We start from the raw sequence: 23,511 nt of genomic DNA on the forward strand, positions 1-23,511 counted from the left end.
ACTTACATAACGAACGTTAGTTTGCTATCATAATTGTATTATAGGACACGAAAAAAGACAAACTGAGCTGTTTGTCTTTTCCTATACTTCTATTTATTATATCAACCTTTCGAAAAATTCGTTTGTACCTCTTGAATTGGCCAATATCGTAAATCAACTTTCCCGACAACTGTATCAGCTTTCACAAAACCAAAATACCTACTATCCCAGCTACCAAGACGATTATCACCGATTACAAAAATATATCCGGGTGGCACAAATTTTTCATTCGTTAATTCTTCTAATGTAAAATCACCTGTTAGTTGCCTTCCATTTACCTCTTTCTTATACTTCTCTAAATAAGGCTCATCAATAAATTGACCATTTATATACAGCTTATCATGCTTATATTCAATATGATCCCCAGGCAAACCGATAATTCGCTTTACATAGTCCTCTTTTTTATTCGCATGAAAAACGACAACATCAAATCGATTCAAGTCCCCTACTTGATAACTCACCTTATTCACAACGAGCATATTGCCATCTTGCAATGTCGGCATCATAGACTTCCCCTCTACAACGTACGTTGAAAAGAAAAACGTTCGAAAAAATACAGCTAATAGTACACCTATTAAGATTGTTCTCATCCACTCTAGGCCTTCTTTTTTCAAAGTTTTCTTCATTCGCTTCTCCCCTCGCCCTTTAATAATGAAGCTTGCCTTTACAAGAAGACTATTCTTAATGTAGTTCTAATTTCACTTCAATTTTTTTACCGACATACCATAAAATAAAAATAACAATCCCAACGATAATTGATTTCACCGGATTATGAATAAACGAAGTTAAATCATGACCGATATAAGTTAAAATAAAGATCATAACAAGCTTTCCAAATGCTAATGCTAGTCCAAACTGTTTCACACTAATACGTGATAAACCCGCTACAACATTAATAAGCGCAGACGGTGTAAATGGAAAACAAAATATGACAAAAATTGGTGCAAACCCTTTCCTTTCAATCCACCCCATTGCTTTTCGTACTCTCTCATGTTTATTTACAAAAGAGAAAAAACGACTTCTTCCAAAGCGGCGGATAATGAAAAATACAAGTAACGCTCCTATTACTGATCCAAGCCATGAATAAAGAAATCCATACCAAAAGCCAAATGCAACAGCATTCGCCAACACAAACACAATGAGTGGCAATGCTGGAATGAGCGCCTCTATCATCGGTAAACCAATACCAAGAAGTGGTCCGAACGCTTTATAACTTTCAACAATATGATCCATATTTTCTGGTGAAAAATACTCTTTGATTGTCTGAAAATCCATTCTACACTTTACCCCTTTACTCTAATTACTCCCTCTACTGTATCATTGCCTATAGGAAAGAGGAAATGGTAGATATGACATATGGAGATGTAATTATTAAGGTTCCATATCTTTCGTTAGAATTCCTTCTTTATTAAACTATAATAATCTTTCAATATTCGACAGGATATGAAGATAATTTAGACACCACGCACAGATTATGAAAAAGAAGAATATATAGAAAGTGATAATCCGTATGTTCCCAAAAAATAACCTTACTACGCGTAAGGTTATTTCTACTAGCTAGTTCTTACAAAAAACTTTTTTAGCAAGCGTATACTATCAATCACGATAAGTATTAATAAATATAAGAAAGATAGTATTAATACTGTACTCTGAATTGGTAACATTCGAAATTTATATAGAAACCTATCAATCATATATATATCTTGCTCATTCTTTATAGTAGTAGGAGTGAATATAAGGTAATCTTTCCAATTATCTATCCAAGTTAAATCAACTGTGGAAAATTTCATCGTTCCTAACCACAAGTAAAGAAAAATTGGTATAAGAATCATATATTGCAAGCTATGTAATATCTTTCTTTGCTTCTTACATTCAATAATTTGAAAGACAATAAGTGTCAGTACGTACACGATCGACAGAAGAAATACTATGGTGACAAATGGTTGAATTGAAAAAGCAAATAGCAATTTATCAATTTCATTAATTTGACTATAGTCTGTTGCATTTTGAGGCGTAAAAACAAAATGCTGTTTAGCACCTATCATTAACTGACTACCAACGAAACCAGTAAACATAAAGGTAATAAATAATATAGGCAAAACAAGAACATATTGCGCCCAAAATAAAATGTTCCTTTTCAACATAACATCCCCCTTTTTTATACAATAAGGAAAGAACTATCATGTCTGCCTTGAATATAAAATGATATGCAATCACACTACATTAATTATATATAGGAAAATAACCTTTATATTGTAATTTTACACCATTTAAAATTATTAGAGAACTAATAATTCAATAATTTGGCAATTAAATGAAATATATAAGGAAATCAAAAAAGGATGAGTCCCCCCATCCCTTTCCTTTTACACCTCCTCTTCCCTAACAAAATACACTTTCTCATAAGCTGGCCTTAATGTTGATTCATCCCTTTTATCAATCTCTTTAAAGCAAGGATTTCCTTGTTTTTTCTTACGATCTTCATACTCTGTTCGCAATTTCGCTGTACGATTTTGCTGATTTTCAAAACTACTTTTTGATATTTCTAATTTCACAGCAAAACCATTAATAAATCTAATAATTAGATTTCCATCCTTTAGCTCTTTATTACTTTCAATATGAAAATGAGACAACCACGCACACTCTTTTCTAGAATAAGAATACGTAGGGAAAAAATAAAGTTGATCTGTCGGGCTAATTGCGATAGGAGCTTTATGTGTAATACGAGTTAACTCCTTCGTTCCTTCTTTTCTACCAAAAAAACTAGAACCATGTTTCCGACAACTTCTTTCTATAATATCAAGTGGCTTTTGAAATACGAAAAAAGAATCTTCCATTTCAACAATTCGCGTAACAACCTTTTTTTCACTTAGAACAACAGGAAGTAAGGCCATCGTATTTTTGCTTACAACATAGTTTTCGACATAACGCTCTACTTTACTTTCCATAGTCTACTGTCTCCTTTTTCATTTTCCATTTATAGTAGCAGCTGCATAAATAATTGTAGCATCTGCAAAAAGGAAATGGTTTACATTCTAAAATTCTTTACAAATACTTATAATTTATCAAACACACTATAAATTCATTAATAATAATATGCAGATAATGACGAAACAACCTATATAAAAAGAGAATTCTATATGTAAAAAAAAAGAATTCATGCCATTTGTAATATGCAATACATTCCTTTTTTCATATAATTACAGCAGTTCTTTTTGCTATAATTGAAGTATAAATTCGATATGTGGAGGTTTCTCATGGAAGAAAAACACAATTATCCAACGATCCAAATGAAAAATAGCAGCATTGTTATCGTAAAAAATTCAGCTAGTATTATATTTGGTTTATTTTTTATATTGCTGCTCTTTGCGAAACCTTTTCGTAAATCTAAATGCCCTGAATGTAAGAAACGTGAAAAGAAAAGAGCTGTAAAAGAACACTAAAAGGCCTTCCTTTATTCACCAGAAGGTTCGTCTTTATTACCAATATAATAGTCACGTACATATATCTCAATAAAAAAAAGGATGGCATAAGCCATCCTTTTTTCCATCATAAACTATAAAATTATAGTTTGATTACGTTTTTAGCTTGAGGTCCACGGTTACCTTCTTCGATTTCGAAGCTAACTTTTTGACCTTCTTCTAAAGATTTGAAACCTTCAGTTTCGATTGCAGAGAAATGTACGAATACATCGTTTTCGCCTGGAACTTCGATGAAACCGAAGCCTTTTTCGTTGTTAAACCATTTTACTTGTCCTGTTACTGCCATGATTATTTCCTCCTAAGAAAATACAATTTTTTTAGTCTTCCTGTATAAAAAAAGAATCCACACATTATCAAACACGAAACATAAACTAGTTCTCACATACTTTTTCTCGTTCGTTTTCGGCACTTGATAATATATGGATTGCTTAATTTAACTATTCAACTGAAATTATCATAGCATATTTAAAATAAAATGTACAAGCTTTTTTGAAAATAAAATTTCAAATTTTTAGTATTTCTTATAAAAAAACTATGCCAATTTCAATAAAATAGAAATAGGTGCCTATAATCGGCACCTATTTCTATCTTTATTTCGTAAACTGCGCTTCTTCCGTAGATCCTTTTAGAGCTGTCGTTGATGAAGTACCGCCTGTAATGACTTGTGCTACTTCATCAAAGTAACCTGTTCCAACTTCGCGTTGATGGCGCGTTGCAGAGTAACCATGTTTTTCTGCTGCGAACTCTGCTTGTTGTAATTCAGAATATGCAGCCATACCACGTTCTTTATAACCGCGCGCTAATTCAAACATGCCGTAGTTTAATGCATGGAATCCAGCAAGCGTTACAAATTGGAATTTATAACCGTATGATGCGATTTCTTTTTGGAAGCTCGCGATTGTTTCTTCATCTAGTTTTTGTTTCCAGTTAAATGAAGGAGAACAGTTGTAAGCAAGTAGCTTTCCTGGATATTTCTTATGAATTGCGTCCGCAAAGCGTTTTGCATCTTCTAAATTCGGCTCAGACGTTTCACACCAAACGAGATCTGCATACGGTGCATACGCTAAACCACGCGCGATTGCTTGATCAAGTCCTGCTTTCGTACGATAAAATCCTTCTGGCGTTCTTTCCCCTGTAATAAACTCTTGATCAACAGGATCGATATCGCTCGTAATTAAATCTGCCGCATCTGCATCTGTTCTTGCGACGATAATTGTCGGTACCCCCATTACATCCGCTGCAAGACGTGCCGAAATTAAATTACGAACTGCCGTTTGTGTCGGTAATAGTACTTTACCGCCTAGATGTCCGCATTTTTTCTCTGAAGATAATTGGTCTTCAAAATGCACGCCTGATGCACCCGCTTCAATCATACCTTTCATTAACTCAAATACGTTTAATTGTCCGCCAAATCCCGCTTCTGCATCAGCCACAATTGGTACGAAATAATCTGTATCACCGCTTCCTTCCATATGTTGAATTTGATCAGCACGTTGAAGTGTTTGGTTAATTCGTTTTACAACAGCTGGTACACTGTTCGCTGGATATAAGCTTTGGTCAGGATACATATGTCCAGAAAGGTTCGCATCTGCCGCTACTTGCCAACCGCTTAAATAAATTGCTTTCAATCCAGCCTTCACTTGTTGCATTGCTTGGTTTCCTGTTAATGCCCCAAGTGCATTAATATAATCTTCTGTATGAAGTGATTGCCAAAGCTTCTCTGCACCGCGGCATGCTAACGTATGTTCAATATCAATAGATCCGCGCAGACGAATTACATCTTCAGCTGAATACGGGCGCGCGATCCCTTTCCAGCGCTCATCTAACTCCCAGCTTTCCTGTAATTTCTCGATTCTTTCGTTTTTCATATGTTCCATCCCCTTTTCTTTTTTTTATAAAATTTCATAACCCGGTAATGTTAAAAACGGTACGAACTCATCGTTACGAACAAGGTTTGTAAACAGTTTTGTAGCTTCTTCAAATCTCCCTTTCTGAAACGCTTCCTTACCAATCTCTCTTTCTATTTTCGCTAATTCTTCTTCTTTCAATTCTTCCATCAATTTAAAAGTAATATTACGGCCATCATTTAGCTTTCCACCCTCATGGCGAATCCACTGCCATACTTGTGCTCTTGAAATCTCCGCTGTTGCCGCATCTTCCATTAAGTTATAAATTGGAGCTGCTCCCCGTTCACTTAACCAAGATGCAATATATTGAATACCGACACTAATATTCATGCGAAGGCCACCTTCTGTAATCGTTCCCACTGGCACTTCTAATAAATCCTTTTCTGTTATACGTATTTCTTCACGTTTTCTAAAAATTTGATTTGGCGTTTTCATAATGTAATTAAATACTTCCATCGCTACCGGTACAAGTCCCGGGTGGGCAACCCAAGTCCCATCATGACCATCTAAAGCTTCGCGCTCCTTATCAGCACGCACTTTTTCAAAAGCTGCTTCATTTGCCTCCGGATCATTTTTAATTGGGATTTGTGCTGCCATCCCTCCGATTGCTGGTGCATTACGACGATGACACGTTTGAATAACTTTCAAAGAATACGCGCGCATAAATGGCGCTGTCATCGTGACTTGCGCTCTATCCGGAAGTAAAAATTCATTATGATTACGGAAGCTTTTTAAGAAACTAAATATATAATCCCATCGTCCACAGTTTAAACCAGCAGAATGATCTCTTAGTTCATACAAAATTTCATCCATTTCAAATGAAGCGTGAATCGTTTCTATTAACACAGTCGCTTTAATCGTTCCATTCGGAATGCCGATATACTTTTGAGCAAATACGAAAACGTCATTCCATAATCTTGCCTCTAAGTAACTTTCCATTTTTGGTAAGTAAAAGTACGGGCCACTTCCTTTTGCTAAAAGCTCCTTCGCATTATGGAAAAAGTACAGACCAAAATCTACTAAACTGCCAGACATGTTCTTCCCGTCAACTTGCATATGTTTTTCCTCTAAATGCCACCCTCTCGGACGCACAATTAATACAGCTGTTTTACTATTTAAATGATATTCTTTTCCATTTTCATTTTTATGTGAGATCGTTCCCTTAGCAGCATCTCGTAAGTTAATTTGACCTTCGACAGCATTTCTCCAAGTCGGTGAATTCGAATCCTCAAAGTCTGCCATAAAAAGATGTGCTCCTGAATTCAAAGCGTTAATGACCATCTTTCTATCTACCGGTCCAGTAATCTCCACACGACGATCCTCTAAATCTTTCGGAAGCTGGGCGATTGTCCAATCCCCTTCACGTATATGCTTTGTTTCTTCTAAAAACTTCGGAAACTCCCCTGCATCAATTCTTTTTTGTTTCTCCACACGTTTTTGCAAAAGTTCCGTGCGGCGTTCATTGAAATTTTCATGTAGTTCCTTTAAAAAACTAAGCGCCTCAGGTGTCAATATTTCGTTGTACGCTGGTAATATTTCTCCGACGAGTGTAACCCGTGAAGTTTGCGTCGACATATTAGCATCCCCTTCTTAAACTGTTTTATAACAGATTTGATTTTATGTTTTATATTATATAACAAATATTCAGAAAAGGAAGGTTTTTTTGAAAATTCAACTCGTTTTTTTGTAAAACTGTCTAACTTCGCTATCATTACATACAAAAAAGCCAGTGTTATACAACACTGGCTCATTTACTAATTATTTGTTTTCTTATTCAAAAATTGTTTTAAATAAGAACTGCGCATATTGTTCGCGTGTTACTTTCATACCTGGAGCAAAGTTACCCTTTCCATCTCCTACTGAAATACCATTTGAACCTACTGCATTAATCGCATTGTATGCCCAATGTCCTTTTGGTACATCTTTAAATCCTGGTATTCCTTTTACTTCTAAATCATATGCTTCTGTAAGAATTTGAGCCATTTCTGCACGTGTTAGCGTGTCTTTCGGTCTAAAGTTCCCAGTTCCATCACCGTTAAAGATACCTAATTCTGTTAATACTAAAATTTCTTCTAGGAACATTGTTGAATTTTCATTAATATCTTTGTACGGGTTCTCAATCATGTCGCCTTCCTCAAACGCTTCGCTAAAATCAATAGTACGATAAATTAAAGCCGCCACCTGCTCACGCGTTATATTATCCCCAAAACCAAATTTTCCATTTCCATAACCATGCATAATTCCTTCTTCTGCTAAAGCTTGGATCGCTTCAGAAGACCAATGTCCTTTCGGTACATCTTTAAATACAACAGAATTTGCTTGTTGTTGCTTCGCAGCTACTTCCGCATTTGCTGTAGTACCTTCTGCACTTAATACAACTCCACCCATAATTGTTAAAGCCGTTGCTACTTTTAAAATCTTTTTCTTCACCGCATTTTCCCCCTGAAAACATACTTTTTTTCTAATATAAAGAATTAATGATAAAGTAACAATATACTTATCTGTATAAATTTTGTCTAATTTATGAACTATATTTCACATACTTCTCTTTACACTTCATTGATAATAAAGTTACTAAATAATATCTATTTATCATAAAATGTCACTTTAACAAACCAAATTTCCCCATCTACAGTCAATTCCTATTTTGCATTAAGGTGAATAAATATACGTAAAATATATAAGAAAAAAGCGCAAAACTTTTGCGCTTTTTCCAAAACAACATATTACTATAATTGAAATATTTCCACCTTACTATTTTCTTTTTTTACCTCTTTTTGATTATATTGAAAACTCCAAAACCTTACAATATTATTCAATTATCAAAATAAATCATGCCTCTGAGTACACTTTCGCTCTTTCATCCCTCGGCTTCCAGAAAGTAAGCGCCATTCCTACAAATATAAGAACAATCCCTACAATTTGCATACTAGTCGGTTTGAATCCAGTAAAGACGGTATCTAATAAAATTGCGACGCCAGGATCTAAAAATACTAATACAGAAATAAGTCTCGTCGGTAACTCTCTTAAACTGTCAAAAAATAAGTAGTATACGAACCCTGTATGTATAAGTCCTGTCGCGAGAATCATTGTCCAGTTAGTTTGTGATAGTCCTTGAAACGCCCCGAAATCTATAAATGGTAATAATAAAAATATACCTAAAAATGTTTGTAAAAATGTCATCGCATATGCACTCGTATGCTTAATTCCTTTTCCTAGCAACGTTGTAAAAGCATAAAATAGCGCTGCAAGAAGTGCCCACACCATTCCAGATGACATTAACTTTTCTAACGATACATTCCCATCTACACCAGCTACTAAAACTGTACCGATAAAACAAATAACGATCGACATAACCGCAAATACTGTTAGCCTCTCTTTAAATACGATACTGCCAATCATTAATACGATGATTGGGGCAAGATGATAGACAGAAATCGCAATTGTAATCGACATTACTTCAAATGCTTTAAATAAAAATACCCAGTTAAAAACGAGAAATACACCACAAGCTAATATTTGTATAATTTCTTTTTTGTTCCATTTCTCACTTTTATATTGCCCTGTTACGAACCAACATAATGTTAAAAATAAAGTCGCACAAATACAGCGAATAAACACTAATTCAAAGGAAGGTAAACCTGTTTGTACTGAAAAAAATCCAATCGATCCGAAAATAGACATCGAAAGAATCATTTTTATAGCCGGCATTGATTTTTTATTAAACAACCTTCTCCTCCTCCAATTGTTTTTTATAAACTAAAAATTCTAAAAACATTACATATTATTATATATTACAATTAAAAAACTGTAAAAAAAGAGAATGTCAAAGGTAGGATCTATAAAAAAATCCCATGAAAGAATCATCCTTTTTTTCTTACAAAGGATGATCTTTTATTATTTATTGAGAGGAGTTTCACCAATATATATACTTAAATACACCACTACTTTTGAAGAGTAAATTGGGAAACAATCTGTTTTAATCCCCCTGCTACGCTGTGCAGATGTTCAATTGAAACCGAGATTTCTTGAACAGATTTTTAGAATTTTATAGCTTATTATTTACAAAATCACAATAAAAAGCAATGATAAATATTCCTAATATCAAACTTATATTTCTATAAAAAAGAAGTAGCATAATCGCTACTTCTTTTTGTTTTGTTTCCCATATTGTTCAAACGTATGAATTCTTTCAAAAATCGGCGGATGCGTGTATAAGAAAAACTTCACTAATGCCGGCGGATTTACTTGGCTTAAACTTGTTTTTGATAAGTATTGAAAAGTTTTCACCCCTGATTTACCATCTTTCGTCATGTCTAAAGCATATTGATCTGCCGCTCGTTCTTCTATACGAGATACGTAATTTGATGCAGGGCTTACCGCAAAAGATAATATAGAAGAAATTAAGAAAAATAAAGGTAAAATTGAGAAACACGCCAATTTTGAAATTTGCAATGTATCTCCCCATTTTCGAATACACATATTTAAAATACGACTAATTAAATACATACCTATAAACGATATCAAGACATAACTCGCAACGCCCCAATATATATGTTTCATCACATAATGTCCCATTTCATGGGCCATTATAAATAAAATCTCTTTATCTTTTAATTGCTGAAGTGTTGTATCCCACATTACAATGCGAGCATTAGGGCCAATTCCTGTTACATATGCATTTAACGCATTCGTTTTTTCCGACATATTTACTTCATATACGTGTTTAGCTGGAATGTCTGCTTTGTCTGCTATAGCTAAAATTTTCGTTTCCAATTCTTTATTTTTCAGCGTCGAGAAGTCGTTATAAAGCGGATCAATAATAACAGGCTGTATGAATGTTAAAAAGATTGTAAATGGTACAGAGAGTGCCCATCCTGCTAACCACCATCTCTTCGGGAATTTACGGATGAGCCATAAAAGAACAGAAACAATGAGTAACATCGTAGCATAATTCACCCAAAAATCGATGACATGATCTTTTATCCAGCTTTGTGTACTTTGCGTTGAAATTCCGTAATCAACAGATACTTTACGCCCGATCCATTGTACTGGTAATGATAGTGCTGTTGTAAGTAACGATAAATAAAAGAAATAAATCGCGACTTGCAAGACGCTTATTTTAGTCGTTTCCTTCGACCATTTCTCAAATCGTCTTGAAATGCCGAGCACGAGCACAAACAGTAAAATAATCCATTCAAGAGGTGTTGCTAAAAAGAAAAGTAAATTTTTCACGCGCGAATAATCTTGGCTTAGCGTAAGCTCCCTTGCATTCATAAATGTTTGTGGATCTGCACTCGTTCCTTTATACATGTCCGGAATAATTTCATGATTCCATCCAAATAAATACCAGTATATAAATAGCGCAAAACCAACGTACAAAAAAAGCGACCACCTAATAACTTTCCTCACGTTATTCCCTCCTCTATGCTGCCTGTCTATTATTATTGTAAGTTCGTACTTTCTAAATTAGAACAAGCTAATCGTTAGAATTGTTCTAGCTCCTTCTATTTACATAAAAAAACTCTTCTATTACAAGAAGAGTTTCACCTATTTTTAGACACTTTCTTCGGTTCATAATCTGGTATAAGAAACGCACTTACAAACCAACATATTAAACCAGCACCTTTTATATAACGTACATATTCATAGTCTTGGAAAAATAGCGTCGTTATAGTAATCGTAATAAAACCGACTAAAACAAATATATATCCTATTTGCTTCTTCGATAACATAGATAATTATCCTCCTTAAGGAAGCACATCTATTAATAAACTAAAATCTTGCAAAGAAAAAGAACTATATTTCATAATACCTTGTACAGCTAAAAGTAAAATAAGACCGGTCACACACATGTAGTTAACACTTTCTTCTTGCTTTTTCTGAGCAACTATTCCACCACTTATACATAAAATCCCTAATAAATGGAGCGCTAAATACATGAAAAAGTAAGCTTCCTCCCAGCGAAGAACAACATTTACTGTCGTAATCAACACTAAACTAAGTAGAATCAAATAAAAAAACTTATTTGACGATATCGTTCCATTCATATAATTTTATACATCCCTTTCAAATTTCGAATTAATGATGCTTTAGTTTTCATAAAATAAAACAAAATGAAAGCCCCCATTACTTTTCAAAAATTTTATGAACCCTAACATACTTCTCTTCATTTTTCACATACTGTCTGAAGATGCGTTTCATCATTTCTTCTACAATAAAATTGACTATTATTAATGTCCCTAAAATAAGACTCCTGAAAGACGATTGTATCTACTACAGGATCTCTTCACAAAAGCTTTTACAATTTCCTTCAATATTTTCTCAAACGTCTGCTTCATCTTATTTATCTCCCACTACGTTTGAAAAACTTCTTGCCTTCTCCGCATATATAGCCGGAACTTCTTTACTCCAATATTTGCGATTAACAAATAAAAAGATGAGTACTAAATTCAATCCCGCTATAAAAATAATTAGTCCCGGAAAGAATGTCGTATAGTTCGAAAAATCTGCAAAACTCATTATCTTTTCTCTGCTTACTAGAAAAGAAGCACCAAGCACAAACGCATTGTTTAACATATGAATAGCAATTGGCATGAGTAAGCTTTTCGTACGAATATATACAATTGATAGTACGATGCTAAACACGACTGCACCGAGGAAATCAACATGTAAGCAAGCAAATAAAAGTGCTACAGCAATCATCGCTATGCTAGTTCCCCATTTTGCTGCAAAACGCTGAAGTAAAAATCCTCGAAAAACAAATTCACCAATAATAGGTGCAATAAATACAACCATAATAACTTGGTATAAATATTCCCCTGTACTATCTATAATTGGTTCATGTAGTGCATTCATAATAAAATCTGGTGTAATCCATGCAAAGCTGTACATGTACAAAATAAGATAGCCGTAACTAAAAGCACATAGCATAATCGCGATATACAAAACTTGTACCAGGTTAAATGCTTCGTTTTTATTAATAAAGTGTACAAATGAAACACGGTGCTTTCTATACTCATAAAAGAGCCACATTATCGGAAGGATATAAAATATAAGAATACTTATAAAAGAAGAATTCTGTATATGAAATGTACTTTCTAGCAATTCATTACTACTTCGTGCTACCAAAATTAATAGTACAAATACAATTAAAAAATATCTAGCTCGCATCGTTTGAAACGGATTCACACTCATCTCCTCCCCATGTTACTTTTATCATATCATTTGAATCTTAATTTTTTGTGAAAGAAAACCTTAAAATTTCCTTAAAAATTCCATAAGTTACAAAAAGATGATATGATATTCGAGGAAATTAGGAGGGATTCATATGTATCATGCAAACATTTTACTCGTTGATGATGAAACAGCAATTTTACAATTACTAACTACCATTCTTGAAAAAGAAGAGTTTTCTCATATTACAACTGCAACATCTGCGGAAATAGCTTTATCTCTCATTGAACAAAATGAATATGATTTAATTATTTTAGATGTAATGCTTCCTGGACAGTCCGGCTTCGATATTTGTCCTATCATTCGCCAAAAGACAGATTGTCCTATCTTCTTCCTAACAGCGAAAACATCTGATTTAGATAAAATATCTGGATTTTCATACGGTGCGGATGATTACATTACGAAGCCATTTAATCCGCTAGAAGTAGTGGCTCGTATGAAAGCCCAACTTAGAAGACATATGAAACAAAGCATACAAGAACAAAAAACACACTCCATTTCATTTGGGAGGTTTGAAATCGATCAACATTCTGCGGAACTAACAGTAGATGGTAGCATTGTCGAATGCTCCGCTCAACTCTTTCAACTACTACTCTTCTTTTGTGAGAATCCGAACTACGTATTTTCGAAGGAAGAAATATATGAAAAAGTTTGGGGAGCGCCTGCCTATAATGGAGATGATAATACTGTTATGGTTCATATTCGAAAACTACGTGAAAAAATTGAACAAGATCCAAGTAAACCAGAATACATAAAAACAGTTCGTGGACTTGGCTATAAGTTCATTACAAAGTAGGTTAACGATATGAATTTTAATAAGCGACTTATAATCCAGTTTATCTTACAACACGTTTTCGTTTTATTTACGCTCCTTATCGCTGTAGTTGCTTCTCTTTCTTATTTAATTTTCCTTCTTACTAGCACTTTATATGCACCTAACATTTCTGATTCTGATAGCTTTACAATTTCCGAATATATTTCTTCCAAAAATAATGACATAACCTTAAAATCTGAGGTGAAAGATTTAATAGTAGAAAAAAATGATTGGCTTCAAATTGTAGGTGAGGATGGAAAGGTCCTTTACAACTTCAATACACCTAGTGATGTTCCGACCTCTTATACAAAGACATCCTTAATTGCATATTTACAAAATAGTATAGAGAATCCTTATAAATTTACTTATTGGGAAATTAAATTAGAAGAGAAACCAGTACTCATTATTTACGGTGCCAAACTAAAAAGTAATACATTACTAAAAACGATACAACAAGGACATCCTTCTTTATCATTAAATGAATTTGCATTAACTGAACAAGAAAAACAATTACTTTCTAAAGAAAAAGCAACACTACAAATATTTAATAACAATGGCGAAGAAGTTTTTTCCTATCCAGATGGAAAGAAAAAAACATTTTCAGCGATAAAAACTGCTCTTAATGAAAAAGAACCGTGGAATCATAAAGAAAGGACATCTAGTTTTTACGATTCAAATAGCAGTCATCTCGCCGTTATATCAGCAAAAAATGATCATTACTATCCAGATGATGAAATAGATGATGTATTTACTAAGAAATTTCTAATCGGATGCAGCTTAATCCTCCTTATTGTGTTTGTTTATTTAGTCATTCTTTCAATTTGGTATGGAAATAAGTTTGGAAAGCCTTTATTACACACGATGCGCTGGCTTAAAAACATAGCCGGAGGAAAATATGAAGAGCCTGTTAGTAAAAAAGGAAAACCTATTCGATTCCGGCGCTCAGGTAAAGAAAAATGGTCGTTCCGCCTATTTAAAGATGTTACAAACTCACTAGAGCACCTTTCTATTACTTTGAAAAAGAACGATGCAATGAGAGAAGTACTGCAACAAACACGTGAAGAATGGATTACTGGTTTGACGCATGATTTAAAAACACCGCTTAGCTCTATATACGGCTATGCATTATTACTAGAATCGAAGCAATACAATTGGACTGATCAAGACATTCAACAATTTGGTCATGTAATGAAAGAAAAATCTCAATATATGACTACATTAATTGACGACTTAAGCTTAACGTATCAACTAAAAAATGATACTCTTCCTGCGCAACACGTAAATGTTGAAATTAATCAGTTCGTCCAAAAAGTACTATTACAATTTATTAATAACCCGACACTACAAAATCAAAACATTGAATTTGTGCCAAGTTCAAGCAAAATCCAATATTTTATTGAAGAAAAATGGTTCCAGCGTATTATCGAAAACTTATTAGCAAACGCTGTAAAACATAATAATGAAACGACAAACGTAATCGTAAAACTTTCGCAAAATGCAAATTCATTTACACTATCTATTTCAGATAACGGAAAAGGAATGGATGATAAAACGAAAGAACTTTTATTCGAAAGATATTACAGAGGAACAAATACAGAAGAAAGCAACATAGGAACCGGGCTTGGCCTAGCCATTACAAAGCAACTCGTTCATGCTCATAACGGAACGATTTCCATTGATAGTGAACTTGGGAAAGGAACGACTATTATACTTGTGTTTCCGTTTCATTCGTAGGAAAAGGTGCTTTTATATAGCACCTTTTTTATATTTTCTCTTTTCAAAGTAGTATGTCGGTAAGTGAAATTATATTAGCGATTTTTCGAATATATCGACCGCAACTCTAAATATATCAGCGATTTTCCGACAAAAGCTGACAATAGCAACCTTCTCCCACACAATAAAAAGCGAACCATCTCTCAATGATTCGCTCTGCTCCTATTATTTCTTCTTCACCGGTATCCAAAGCTCCACTTGAGCGAACTCACTCTTATCTTCATGGCAACGCTCATCGTATAGTTCGAACTCTGTAACTCCGCAATGTTCATATCCTGAATGCGGGAACCATTCTGAGAATACTGCATTCCACGTTTGATGGATAGAAGATACCATTTCTTCATGAGGAACTTTCGGTGTTGTAAATACTGCATATGTTGCTGCCGGGAAAGTGCGCTGTGCAATTGTACTCGGTACATTCTCAAAATCTGTAACTTCCATTCCGATAATATATGTGAAATCCCCTGTTTCTAAATTAAAATCTGTACATAGTCCAAGCTCTACCCATTGGCTCGTATCTTTACGATTCGGAATCGTCGTTCCAAGATCCTTTTGTAAATACTCCTGCCAAAAAACCGGGATATCTTGATGATTTTTCCCTTCTTTACTTGTCGTCTTCAGTTCATAACCTGCCACTAAAAATTCCGGTTTATTTACAATACGATATTCCATTTGTATGCCCCCTAAATATGGATTTAATTTTCGTTGTTTTACATTGACTCTATAATACATCGGTGTTTCAATTTCTTGTTTTCGATACTCACTTGGTGTCATTTGAAATAATTTTTTAAAGGCTCTCGTGAACGTTTCATGAGATTGGAAGCCATGTTCAAATGCGATATCAATAACTTTTTCATCCGTATGAGAAAGTTGATAAGCTGCCCGGGCTAACCTCCTCTTCCGAACATACTCCATTACTGTATCACCTACTAACGCCTGGAATACTCGATGAAAATGCGATTCAGAAAAACCTGCAATACGAGCTAAATTACGCAGCGTTTGTTTTTCCATTACATCTTCTTCAATATAATCAATTGACCTTTGAATTTGTGTTTCATAGCTTTCCATCTCTGTTCACCCGCCTTATATGTATTATGATAAAAGAGAACGTTATCCAATTCTTGACGTTTTTTACTATAATTCCATAAAAAATTGTAACTTTTTTATATGTATTTCGTTGTTATTTATGAAGGGAGGGAAATGTAGTGAAACAAAGTCAAACATTAGAAGAAATTTACTCAGAGCACATGCATGATTTATTTCGCTATCTTCTCTCCCTAACCGGAGATTCCCACTATGCAGAAGATCTCATGCAGGAAACATTTTACCGAATGCTCGTCCACATTGAATATTATAAAGGAGAAGAAATTAGGCCGTGGTTGTTTACAATCGCCTATAACGCCTTTATCGATTGGCACCGAAAAGAGAAAAAATATAAAACAACTACAGTTGAAGAATTCCATTTACCAAACGTGCCAAGTACAGAGCATGCATATTTCATAAAACATAAGATTACTAGTTGGTTACAAAGTTTATCCTCTCTTCCGCTCGAAAGACGAAATGTGTTACTACTACGAGATTACTACGGATTCTCCTATAAGGAAATAGCAGAAATGACAGGTCTCTCCTTAGCGAGAGTAAAAATCGAATTACACCGCGGGCGAAAAGAAACGCGAAGCATAAAGGAGTGATACAGGTGGGTTGTGCAGAGTTTAAAAAACTATGGGAGAAGTATGAAAAAGGAACGCTCACACATGATGAACAAGAACAGTTAGAAAGTCATATTGAGATATGTGAAGAATGTGAAGCTCATTTGGATGAATTGTTAGCAAAAACAGAGCCAGTTAAGAAAAAGTTACCGCCAAAAGATCTTAAAGTTCCTTTTTGGAAAATTAAGTGGAAACATCGTTTGCAAACGTTTGGTTTTATATTATCAATTTGTATCGTTATATATATAATCGGCGGGGTATTATCCGCCTTTTATTTTCAAGCTGATAATGACAAAAGGCTAGAAGAAATTAGAGAGGTTCCTTCTCTTGCACTTGAAGCGACCATTCCAAATAGCCGTGTTATGGGGGGCGGAACAAGTGTAGAAGCTTTCTTTCGCACAAATAGCCACTTTGATTTAGTAAAAACCGTCGGTAAAAAAGAAATGCCACTCGGTACAGTAGAAACAAAAAGCTTCTTATCATCTGTAGATGTCACGAACCAAGCTTGGATGAATCCATTCTATCAACCAAGACTATTCTTTGTTCATCCCAAAACAGAGCAAGGCGATTATTTAAAGGCATCTTCAAAAAAAGTATGGGATACACTTACAAAAGTACATGATGGAACCGTTGCAGAAATAGCAATATCTTTTGATAAAGCTTACACTTTAAAAGAATTAGAACCACTTTTATATAGCGTATTTGAAGCACAAGAACTCTCTCCAACTCCTGTATGGTACGCTTTAGATACTGGACAAGAAAAAACAAATGTAGAAGACTACATCCTACATGGCGGGGAAGCTATAGGGTTTCCAGAACACGTAAGATTCCTGGATAGTGACACAGACAGGAAAAAAACGCCAGAAGATAAAGTAATCGAAATGATGCGTATTCTTTCTACACATAAAAAAACGGTAAGCAAAATAGCTGCGCTTCCTGAGAAAGAACTAAAATTAGATAAACGCTATAAATACGTAAAGGATAACGGAGTAAAAGTATACGGAATTGTCATTACTGGACCGTCGAAAGAGTTATTAAAATTACAAAATTCACCGCACGTACGTTATGCTACTCTTGGAGATATTGAAGTTTGGAATTGGTTTGATCATTAATGAGAAAGAAGTAGCGCATTAAAAAGCGATGTGCTACTTCTTTTTCATTTACTAATAGCTGAGGGCTGTGCTTCCCGAAACCGTAATGATAAACATTCATGCTATATTAGCCAACGTAATACTGACTAATAAAAGTGCCATCATAACTACTCCTATCCTATTATTATATATAATTAAATTTATATAAAATTTATTAAGTAAGTTTGTTCTTTGGCTCGTTAGAATTTCCAGAATTAATAATATATAATGTAAGATAAGACAATTCTAACTATAAATATTGATATTTAATTAATGGAGGTGCCAAGTATGCTTAAAGAAACTATTAAAACATTAAATATCGAATGTATTGGGGGCTTTACTGCGAAATGCGCCGATCCAATCATTGCCCATATAAACCCAAGTGAACTGAGCAAACGTGATATTTTCGTAATAATAAAAAACGATAATACAATATGGGCCACAAAAGCAATCCAAGAAAATATAGATTCAAATAATATTAAGTGGCTAGAAATTACAAAAAACAATATAAAACAAAGAAAAAGTTTTTTAGCAAGAAAGGCATGTTATTTTGAGGTTACAAAGGGTGATTTGTTTGGAGTTTATTTAATTTCCGAAGATTTAATTTTAAACAACCAATTTGTTAATGCTCAGTCTTATATTAAATTTATATCAGTATAGAGACCACCTTTAATAGCAATTCTAAATTCAAATTCCTTATCCATAGGAACAACCTATACAAAAAAAGGTGTCATCGTATTTGATGACACCTTTTCTCTATATAAAAGTAAATTAATTAGAAATTACTTTCACATACATCCCTCTCACCGCTTTTTCATAAGCGATATCACTCATCTGTTTTATTTCTTCTGATATGGCAGACGACTGAACGATTTTCCCTTCACAAAGTAATGGAGGGTCAATGAGACGTACTTTATTTTTCTGTTGTAAATCATAATCATTTCTATCTTCTTTTACGTCTATACTTGGATGAACTTTGCTTAATAAAGCATCGACTTCTTGGTCTTTACATTGCTGTAATTTCGATATAAGCTCATGATCTTCAAGAAGGAAATGATCTGGATGGATTATCTTTTTATGAAGAGCTAATTTTAACGTTTTAGCTAACATATCATTTCCATAAATATTAATTGGCTTCATAAAGAAATCGATTACTTCTTTGTAATACGTCTTCGTAAACCATTCTGCAATTTCAATGTTTTGAAGAACCATTTTCCCATTTACTGCGATTAAGTCCTCTAAAAAATTTTGAGCTTCTTCTAAAGAAATATATCCATATGTATACATATCCCTCAATGTGTAATCAACTCGGTCAGCACATAACTCTGGTGCTGATCTTTCAAGTAATGTCCACTTCGAATCGTCTAACAAAATATCTTCATAGCGATAGCCATGTTTTGAAAGAATCGCTGGAATTTCTGAATTTTTAACGACAGAGCTAAATATCTCTTCATGATAACTTTCATTTTCGTTATCAAAAACGTAATCAATCACATGAGAAAAAGCGGTATGCGATACATCATGTAATAATCCAGCAATCTGTTCTTCTACTGAACCACCAAGTTTTTTAATTAACAACATAACACCAACTGAATGATCAAAACGCGTTACATTCCATTTCTCGTTCATTAAGTAACTCGCTCCGGCCTGATGAATCCCTTTCAGCCTTTGTACAGGTTTACTTAAAATTAATTCTTCTAACACTTGATCTACTTTAAACTCACCGTATATTACATCTGATATGACCACTTATAATCCCCCTTTTTCAAGCAGAGTCTTCTTATAGTATCCCTTTTTCCAGGGAGAGTAAATATAACATTTGGAAATCCCAATACGAACGTTCTGTTATAATTTATAATTAGAAATATAATAATATTACACTTATTTTTTTTATATATTATAAATGTCGGTTATTTATTTTAATTCATTTATTATACTTTTATTGAGCGCTCCATATGTGGAGCCTTTTTTATTTTAAAAAATAGAGAGCACTCAGCTCTCTATTCCATACAACTATTCAAACGTAACTTCCACCTGCACAATCTCAGATCTACTTCCAAGTCTTAGCGGTGGTCCCCAAAATCCGAATCCAGAAGAAACAATGGCGTGGAATGCACCTTTTTGTGCGTATCCCCAGTCTAGTTCGTACATTCTTCTCGTCACAATATGATTCGGCGCCATTTGTCCGCGGTGCGTGTGACCGGATAATAGTAAATCGACGCCGGCATCCGCTGCCTGCTTTAATTCAAATGGCTGGTGATCCATCGCAATAACAGGAAGTGATAAATCCACCATACTCATTAAGTTTTCAAAGCTTTGACGATCACGCTCTGTTTTATCTCTTCTTCCAACGAGATAAAAATGATCTTCGATTGTAATCACTTCATCTAAAAGAATACGAATATCAATCTTATCCATTTCTTGCAAAAATTCAGGAATCGCTCGTCCGTAATATTCATGGTTCCCTAACACACCATATACGCCCAATGGAGCTTTCATTTGTTTCATAATGTGTCCCATGTTTTTTTGAATGAACACACCTGGATGATCATCAATAATATCACCTGGCAGTAAAATAATATCTGGCTTCATTTCATTTACATGGTGGACTAGTCTCTTTAAATGAGAAACACCAGATAGTTTACCGAAATGCATATCAGAAGCCATCGCAATGCGTAAACTTTTACGACCCTCTACTTTTTTCGGTATGTGTACATCATACTTTCTTACAACCGGGCTATATGCATTAAATACCCCATATGCGAAGATCAAGACGAACACGAGTAAAACGACCATTCCTGTCCAAATAATTGCTGTTTCTTTCTCCACTGAAAACTGTAATAATAAGACGGCAATATCGGCTAACGGCAATAACATAAGCGCGTATTGTATAACCGCAAACCAAATGGAACCGATTGTTCGTAGGAATGGAAGAAACTTAAACACTTGTACGAGAATATACGCATATGAAATGAAGCCAACTACGAAAGCGTAATATCCCCAAGCTTCCCAGCCGAATACTGTACTAAGCCAAACCCATCCGTTCCAGCCGATGTAAAACATAAGTAGTGTGTATACTATTAACATGGTAAATATATTGAGATAACGAAGATTTTTCACTGCCAGCCTCCTTATTGATTTCTTCTATTATAACTTGTTATGCACTTATAACGTAAATATTAAGCACTTCAATCTTCACAATAAAAACCCCTAACTGCTAGATGCAAACCTAACAATTAGAGGTGCAATTCAAAACAAAATTACTTTTACATATTATTGATAAACACATTGTTTTTTAATTTTTAGGGGCCGCTGTAATGGGGATTTTAGAATCTTACGTGTTAGAAGAAATTGATAGTGATGTTGAATATGTTGCAACGCAGGCTGGGGAGCTGATGAGGCGGAATATATAGTTTTATTATAACCGTAATAAGGAAAGCCAAACCGCCACTCTATGACGGTTTGGCTTTTATTTAAATCACAAAATCCTCCGGAATAAACACCTTTACTTCTTTCGGATGTACGTATACAGACTCACCCGTTTGAATGTTCAGTTGTCTAAACCGTTCTTTACTAATTTCTGCTTCTAAATATTCCTCTGTTCCCTCTCGTTTTAATTCTATATATACGACAGGGCCAACTACATGAGAATATGTTACTTTCGCCGGGATTGCCTCTACACTTTGCTCCGTACGAGAAATCGATAAATGATGTGGCCTTACATACGCTACTCCGTCTACGTTAGAAACGTGTGTATGCTCTGGTGCTTCTAGTTCTACAGAGCCTAAATCTAGTTTTCCTTTATGAACACGGCCATGAAATAAGTTTACGTTTCCTAAAAAGTCATATACAAACGGGCTTGCTGGATTTTCATACACTTCTTCTGGCGTTCCCATTTGTTCGATTCGCCCTTCATTCATCACAACGATGCGGTCCGCAACGTCTAACGCTTCCTCCTGATCATGTGTTACGAATACGCTCGTAATTTGAAATTCGTCATGTAATTTCCGGAGCCATCTTCGTAATTCTTTCCGTACTTTCGCATCAAGTGCACCAAACGGTTCATCTAGCAATAAAATTTTCGGTTCTACTGCAAGTGCCCGGGCTAATGCAATACGTTGGCGTTGTCCGCCAGATAATTGCGCCGGGTAACGTTTTGCAAAGCCATCCATTTTTACAAGCTTTAATAATTCTGTTACCTTTTCTTCTATTGCTTCTGCTGAAGGCCTTACGCTTTTCTTCCTTACTTTTAAACCGAAAGCGACATTTTCAAACACATTCATATGTTTAAAAAGCGCATAGTGCTGGAAGACGAAACCGACTTGCCGATTTTTCACGTGAATGTCTGTTAAATCTTCCCCATCAAATGAAATAGAACCTCCATCCGCTTCTTCTAGCCCTGCAATAATTCGTAATAACGTCGTTTTTCCAGAACCTGACGGGCCTAATAAGGCAACAAGTTCTCCTTTTGGAATATCTAAACGAATGTCTTTTAACGCTTGAAATGTACCATATTGTTTTGATACGCCGTGAATTTGAATACTCATCGCAATCCCCCCTTATTGTCGTTTTTCCATTCGCCATTCGATCCAGTTTTTTATAACGAGCGTAAGAACTGCGATGAATGACATTAAAGTTGCCACAGCGAACGCAGCTGAAAATTGATATTCATTGTATAAGATTTCAATATGAAGCGGCATCGTATTTGTAACGCCGCGTACGTGACCAGACACAACGGAAACAGCTCCGAACTCACCAATGGCGCGGGCATTACATAAAATCATGCCGTATAAAAGACCCCATTTTATATTCGGAAGCGTAACACGCCAAAACATTTTCCATCCGCTTGCACCAAGTGACAGAGCTGCCTCTTCTTCACTTTTCCCTTGTGCTTGCATAACCGGGATTAATTCACGTGCAACGAACGGGAACGTTACGAATATCGTTGCAATGATAATGCCTGGGACAGAGAAAATAAGTTTCACACCATGTTCCAATAGCCATCCGCCAAATGTGGCTCTCGGTGTGAAAAGTAAAACGAACACTAACCCTGCGATAACCGGTGACACTGCAAACGGCAGTTCAATAAGAGATAATAATAACTGCTTTCCTTTAAACTGAAACTTCGTAATAAGCCATGCTGCTGCTATTCCGAATATCGTATTAAGCGGCACAACGATTAACGCAACGAGAAGCGTTAATCGAATTGCTGAAAATGCTTCTGGATCTGTTACAGCGGCAATGTATACATCTATTCCCCGTTCAAAAGCTTTCATAAAAATTGTCACGAGCGGGAGTAATAGAAAGAGAGATAAAAATAAAACTGTTATCGTAATTAATAGACCCGGTACAAATTTAGATTCTTTTTTAGCCGATATGCTTTTTACTATTTTCTTCTCTAGTAATGTTGGTTCCATTTTC

The 23,511-nt window shown here is 34.8% G+C and carries 24 protein-coding genes and 2 pseudogenes; 7 read left to right on the forward strand and 19 right to left on the reverse strand.

What is annotated here, in order from left to right; genetic code table 11:
- Positions 1 to 101: 101 nt before the first annotated feature.
- The 4 genes from lepB to ACTFQM_RS09800 all read right to left on the reverse strand — a co-directional run bounded on the left by lepB (position 102) and on the right by ACTFQM_RS09800 (position 2,987).
- Complete coding sequence (gene lepB / locus ACTFQM_RS09785; protein WP_440034163.1) at positions 102 to 665, reverse strand: signal peptidase I; 564 nt, start codon at positions 663 to 665, stop codon at positions 102 to 104.
- 55 nt (positions 666 to 720) lie between these two features.
- Positions 721 to 1,314, reverse strand: coding sequence for a TVP38/TMEM64 family protein (locus tag ACTFQM_RS09790; protein WP_002170780.1), 594 nt, complete (start codon positions 1,312 to 1,314; stop codon positions 721 to 723).
- Positions 1,315 to 1,592: 278 nt separating this feature from the next.
- On the reverse strand, positions 1,593 to 2,183 hold the full coding sequence (locus ACTFQM_RS09795) for a DUF4306 domain-containing protein (RefSeq protein ID WP_440034164.1): 591 nt from the start codon (positions 2,181 to 2,183) through the stop codon (positions 1,593 to 1,595).
- Between the two features lie 222 nt (positions 2,184 to 2,405).
- A complete protein-coding gene (locus ACTFQM_RS09800) occupies positions 2,406 to 2,987 on the reverse strand; it encodes a competence protein ComK (protein ID WP_002170779.1) in 582 nt (193 codons plus the stop codon).
- Between the two features lie 309 nt (positions 2,988 to 3,296).
- Between ACTFQM_RS09800 and ACTFQM_RS09805 the strand changes: the two genes are divergently transcribed.
- Positions 3,297 to 3,482 carry a hypothetical protein gene (locus ACTFQM_RS09805; protein WP_440034165.1) on the forward strand — a complete coding sequence of 62 codons (186 nt, stop codon included), beginning with the start codon at positions 3,297 to 3,299 and terminating at the stop codon, positions 3,480 to 3,482.
- A gap of 121 nt (positions 3,483 to 3,603) precedes the next feature.
- On the opposite strand, the gene cspA is transcribed toward ACTFQM_RS09805, so the two are convergent.
- The 10 genes and pseudogenes from cspA to ACTFQM_RS09855 all read right to left on the reverse strand — a co-directional run bounded on the left by cspA (position 3,604) and on the right by ACTFQM_RS09855 (position 12,619).
- Positions 3,604 to 3,807, reverse strand: coding sequence for an RNA chaperone/antiterminator CspA (gene cspA, locus ACTFQM_RS09810; RefSeq protein WP_000301522.1), 204 nt, complete (start codon positions 3,805 to 3,807; stop codon positions 3,604 to 3,606).
- 304 nt (positions 3,808 to 4,111) lie between these two features.
- The gene (aceA, locus tag ACTFQM_RS09815; protein ID WP_440034166.1) at positions 4,112 to 5,389 is read right to left on the reverse strand and encodes an isocitrate lyase; all 1,278 of its coding nucleotides are present in this window, start codon (positions 5,387 to 5,389) and stop codon (positions 4,112 to 4,114) included.
- A 24-nt stretch (positions 5,390 to 5,413) separates the two neighbouring features.
- The gene (aceB, locus tag ACTFQM_RS09820) at positions 5,414 to 7,003 is read right to left on the reverse strand and encodes a malate synthase A (protein ID WP_327919318.1); all 1,590 of its coding nucleotides are present in this window, start codon (positions 7,001 to 7,003) and stop codon (positions 5,414 to 5,416) included.
- A gap of 195 nt (positions 7,004 to 7,198) precedes the next feature.
- Positions 7,199 to 7,858 carry an S-layer homology domain-containing protein gene (locus ACTFQM_RS09825; protein WP_440034167.1) on the reverse strand — a complete coding sequence of 220 codons (660 nt, stop codon included), beginning with the start codon at positions 7,856 to 7,858 and terminating at the stop codon, positions 7,199 to 7,201.
- Between the two features lie 402 nt (positions 7,859 to 8,260).
- On the reverse strand, positions 8,261 to 9,157 hold the full coding sequence (locus ACTFQM_RS09830) for a DMT family transporter (protein ID WP_440034168.1): 897 nt from the start codon (positions 9,155 to 9,157) through the stop codon (positions 8,261 to 8,263).
- A gap of 414 nt (positions 9,158 to 9,571) precedes the next feature.
- Positions 9,572 to 10,840 carry a M48 family metallopeptidase gene (locus ACTFQM_RS09835; protein WP_440034169.1) on the reverse strand — a complete coding sequence of 423 codons (1,269 nt, stop codon included), beginning with the start codon at positions 10,838 to 10,840 and terminating at the stop codon, positions 9,572 to 9,574.
- A gap of 134 nt (positions 10,841 to 10,974) precedes the next feature.
- The gene (locus ACTFQM_RS09840; RefSeq protein ID WP_440034170.1) at positions 10,975 to 11,163 is read right to left on the reverse strand and encodes a hypothetical protein; all 189 of its coding nucleotides are present in this window, start codon (positions 11,161 to 11,163) and stop codon (positions 10,975 to 10,977) included.
- 15 nt (positions 11,164 to 11,178) lie between these two features.
- Positions 11,179 to 11,478 carry a hypothetical protein gene (locus ACTFQM_RS09845; protein WP_440034171.1) on the reverse strand — a complete coding sequence of 100 codons (300 nt, stop codon included), beginning with the start codon at positions 11,476 to 11,478 and terminating at the stop codon, positions 11,179 to 11,181.
- Positions 11,475 to 11,769: pseudogene (locus ACTFQM_RS09850) on the reverse strand (malate synthase). Before ACTFQM_RS09850 ends, ACTFQM_RS09845 begins: the two are co-directional and overlap by 4 nt.
- 1 nt (position 11,770) lies before the next feature.
- Complete coding sequence (locus ACTFQM_RS09855; RefSeq protein ID WP_440034172.1) at positions 11,771 to 12,619, reverse strand: lysostaphin resistance A-like protein; 849 nt, start codon at positions 12,617 to 12,619, stop codon at positions 11,771 to 11,773.
- A gap of 139 nt (positions 12,620 to 12,758) precedes the next feature.
- Here ACTFQM_RS09855 and ACTFQM_RS09860 point away from each other — a divergent pair, with 139 nt between their 5' ends.
- A complete protein-coding gene (locus tag ACTFQM_RS09860; RefSeq protein WP_440034173.1) occupies positions 12,759 to 13,460 on the forward strand; it encodes a response regulator transcription factor in 702 nt (233 codons plus the stop codon).
- Between the two features lie 9 nt (positions 13,461 to 13,469).
- A complete protein-coding gene (locus ACTFQM_RS09865; protein WP_440034174.1) occupies positions 13,470 to 15,212 on the forward strand; it encodes a sensor histidine kinase in 1,743 nt (580 codons plus the stop codon).
- 204 nt (positions 15,213 to 15,416) lie between these two features.
- Here the strand turns inward: ACTFQM_RS09865 and ACTFQM_RS09870 are convergent, their stop codons facing one another.
- The gene (locus ACTFQM_RS09870; RefSeq protein ID WP_002170763.1) at positions 15,417 to 16,319 is read right to left on the reverse strand and encodes an AraC family transcriptional regulator; all 903 of its coding nucleotides are present in this window, start codon (positions 16,317 to 16,319) and stop codon (positions 15,417 to 15,419) included.
- A gap of 137 nt (positions 16,320 to 16,456) precedes the next feature.
- On the opposite strand from ACTFQM_RS09870, the gene ACTFQM_RS09875 reads away from it, so the two are divergent.
- From ACTFQM_RS09875 to ACTFQM_RS09885, 3 genes are all read left to right on the forward strand, one after another.
- On the forward strand, positions 16,457 to 16,942 hold the full coding sequence (locus tag ACTFQM_RS09875; protein WP_002170762.1) for an RNA polymerase sigma factor: 486 nt from the start codon (positions 16,457 to 16,459) through the stop codon (positions 16,940 to 16,942).
- 5 nt (positions 16,943 to 16,947) lie between these two features.
- The gene (locus tag ACTFQM_RS09880; RefSeq protein ID WP_440034175.1) at positions 16,948 to 18,072 is read left to right on the forward strand and encodes an anti-sigma factor; all 1,125 of its coding nucleotides are present in this window, start codon (positions 16,948 to 16,950) and stop codon (positions 18,070 to 18,072) included.
- 306 nt (positions 18,073 to 18,378) lie between these two features.
- Positions 18,379 to 18,750 (forward strand): hypothetical protein, encoded by a 372-nt coding sequence (locus tag ACTFQM_RS09885; RefSeq protein WP_440034176.1) that lies wholly within the window; start codon positions 18,379 to 18,381, stop codon positions 18,748 to 18,750.
- Between the two features lie 111 nt (positions 18,751 to 18,861).
- Here ACTFQM_RS09885 and ACTFQM_RS09890 read toward each other — a convergent pair whose 3' ends face one another.
- The gene (locus ACTFQM_RS09890; RefSeq protein WP_440034177.1) at positions 18,862 to 19,839 is read right to left on the reverse strand and encodes an HD domain-containing protein; all 978 of its coding nucleotides are present in this window, start codon (positions 19,837 to 19,839) and stop codon (positions 18,862 to 18,864) included.
- A gap of 264 nt (positions 19,840 to 20,103) precedes the next feature.
- Positions 20,104 to 21,210: a metallophosphoesterase gene (locus ACTFQM_RS09895; protein WP_440034178.1), complete on the reverse strand. Its 1,107-nt coding sequence runs from the start codon at positions 21,208 to 21,210 to the stop codon at positions 20,104 to 20,106.
- Positions 21,211 to 21,365: 155 nt separating this feature from the next.
- Here ACTFQM_RS09895 and ACTFQM_RS09900 point away from each other — a divergent pair.
- Positions 21,366 to 21,503, forward strand: a pseudogene (locus ACTFQM_RS09900) (TetR/AcrR family transcriptional regulator); the annotation flags it as partial.
- A gap of 60 nt (positions 21,504 to 21,563) precedes the next feature.
- On the opposite strand, the gene ACTFQM_RS09905 reads toward ACTFQM_RS09900, so the two are convergent.
- Together ACTFQM_RS09905 and cysW are read right to left on the reverse strand one after the other, a co-directional pair.
- Positions 21,564 to 22,637 carry a sulfate/molybdate ABC transporter ATP-binding protein gene (locus tag ACTFQM_RS09905; RefSeq protein ID WP_002170752.1) on the reverse strand — a complete coding sequence of 358 codons (1,074 nt, stop codon included), beginning with the start codon at positions 22,635 to 22,637 and terminating at the stop codon, positions 21,564 to 21,566.
- A 12-nt stretch (positions 22,638 to 22,649) separates the two neighbouring features.
- A complete protein-coding gene (cysW, locus tag ACTFQM_RS09910) occupies positions 22,650 to 23,507 on the reverse strand; it encodes a sulfate ABC transporter permease subunit CysW (protein ID WP_440034179.1) in 858 nt (285 codons plus the stop codon).
- Positions 23,508 to 23,511: the final 4 nt, after the last annotated feature.

It is taken from the genome of Bacillus cereus group sp. MYBK30-2 (assembly GCF_051915945.1).
Classification (GTDB): Bacteria; Bacillota; Bacilli; order Bacillales; family Bacillaceae_G; genus Bacillus_A; species Bacillus_A paramycoides.

Bases quoted from the DNA above. Each gene is read 5' to 3' on its own strand.
- ACTFQM_RS09800 (WP_002170779.1), bottom strand. From the start codon at position 2,987: ATGGAAAGTAAAGTAGAGCGTTATGTCGAAAACTATGTTGTAAGCAAA.
- ACTFQM_RS09795 (WP_440034164.1), bottom strand. From the start codon at position 2,183: ATGTTGAAAAGGAACATTTTATTTTGGGCGCAATATGTTCTTGTTTTG.
- aceA (WP_440034166.1), bottom strand. From the start codon at position 5,389: ATGAAAAACGAAAGAATCGAGAAATTACAGGAAAGCTGGGAGTTAGAT.
- lepB (WP_440034163.1), bottom strand. From the start codon at position 665: ATGAAGAAAACTTTGAAAAAAGAAGGCCTAGAGTGGATGAGAACAATC.
- ACTFQM_RS09805 (WP_440034165.1), top strand. From the start codon at position 3,297: ATGGAAGAAAAACACAATTATCCAACGATCCAAATGAAAAATAGCAGC.
- ACTFQM_RS09885 (WP_440034176.1), top strand. From the start codon at position 18,379: ATGCTTAAAGAAACTATTAAAACATTAAATATCGAATGTATTGGGGGC.
- cspA (WP_000301522.1), bottom strand. From the start codon at position 3,807: ATGGCAGTAACAGGACAAGTAAAATGGTTTAACAACGAAAAAGGCTTC.
- ACTFQM_RS09840 (WP_440034170.1), bottom strand. From the start codon at position 11,163: ATGTTATCGAAGAAGCAAATAGGATATATATTTGTTTTAGTCGGTTTT.
- ACTFQM_RS09870 (WP_002170763.1), bottom strand. From the start codon at position 16,319: ATGGAAAGCTATGAAACACAAATTCAAAGGTCAATTGATTATATTGAA.
- ACTFQM_RS09865 (WP_440034174.1), top strand. From the start codon at position 13,470: ATGAATTTTAATAAGCGACTTATAATCCAGTTTATCTTACAACACGTT.
- ACTFQM_RS09860 (WP_440034173.1), top strand. From the start codon at position 12,759: ATGTATCATGCAAACATTTTACTCGTTGATGATGAAACAGCAATTTTA.
- cysW (WP_440034179.1), bottom strand. From the start codon at position 23,507: ATGGAACCAACATTACTAGAGAAGAAAATAGTAAAAAGCATATCGGCT.
- ACTFQM_RS09905 (WP_002170752.1), bottom strand. From the start codon at position 22,637: ATGAGTATTCAAATTCACGGCGTATCAAAACAATATGGTACATTTCAA.
- aceB (WP_327919318.1), bottom strand. From the start codon at position 7,003: ATGTCGACGCAAACTTCACGGGTTACACTCGTCGGAGAAATATTACCA.
- ACTFQM_RS09845 (WP_440034171.1), bottom strand. From the start codon at position 11,478: ATGAATGGAACGATATCGTCAAATAAGTTTTTTTATTTGATTCTACTT.
- ACTFQM_RS09790 (WP_002170780.1), bottom strand. From the start codon at position 1,314: ATGGATTTTCAGACAATCAAAGAGTATTTTTCACCAGAAAATATGGAT.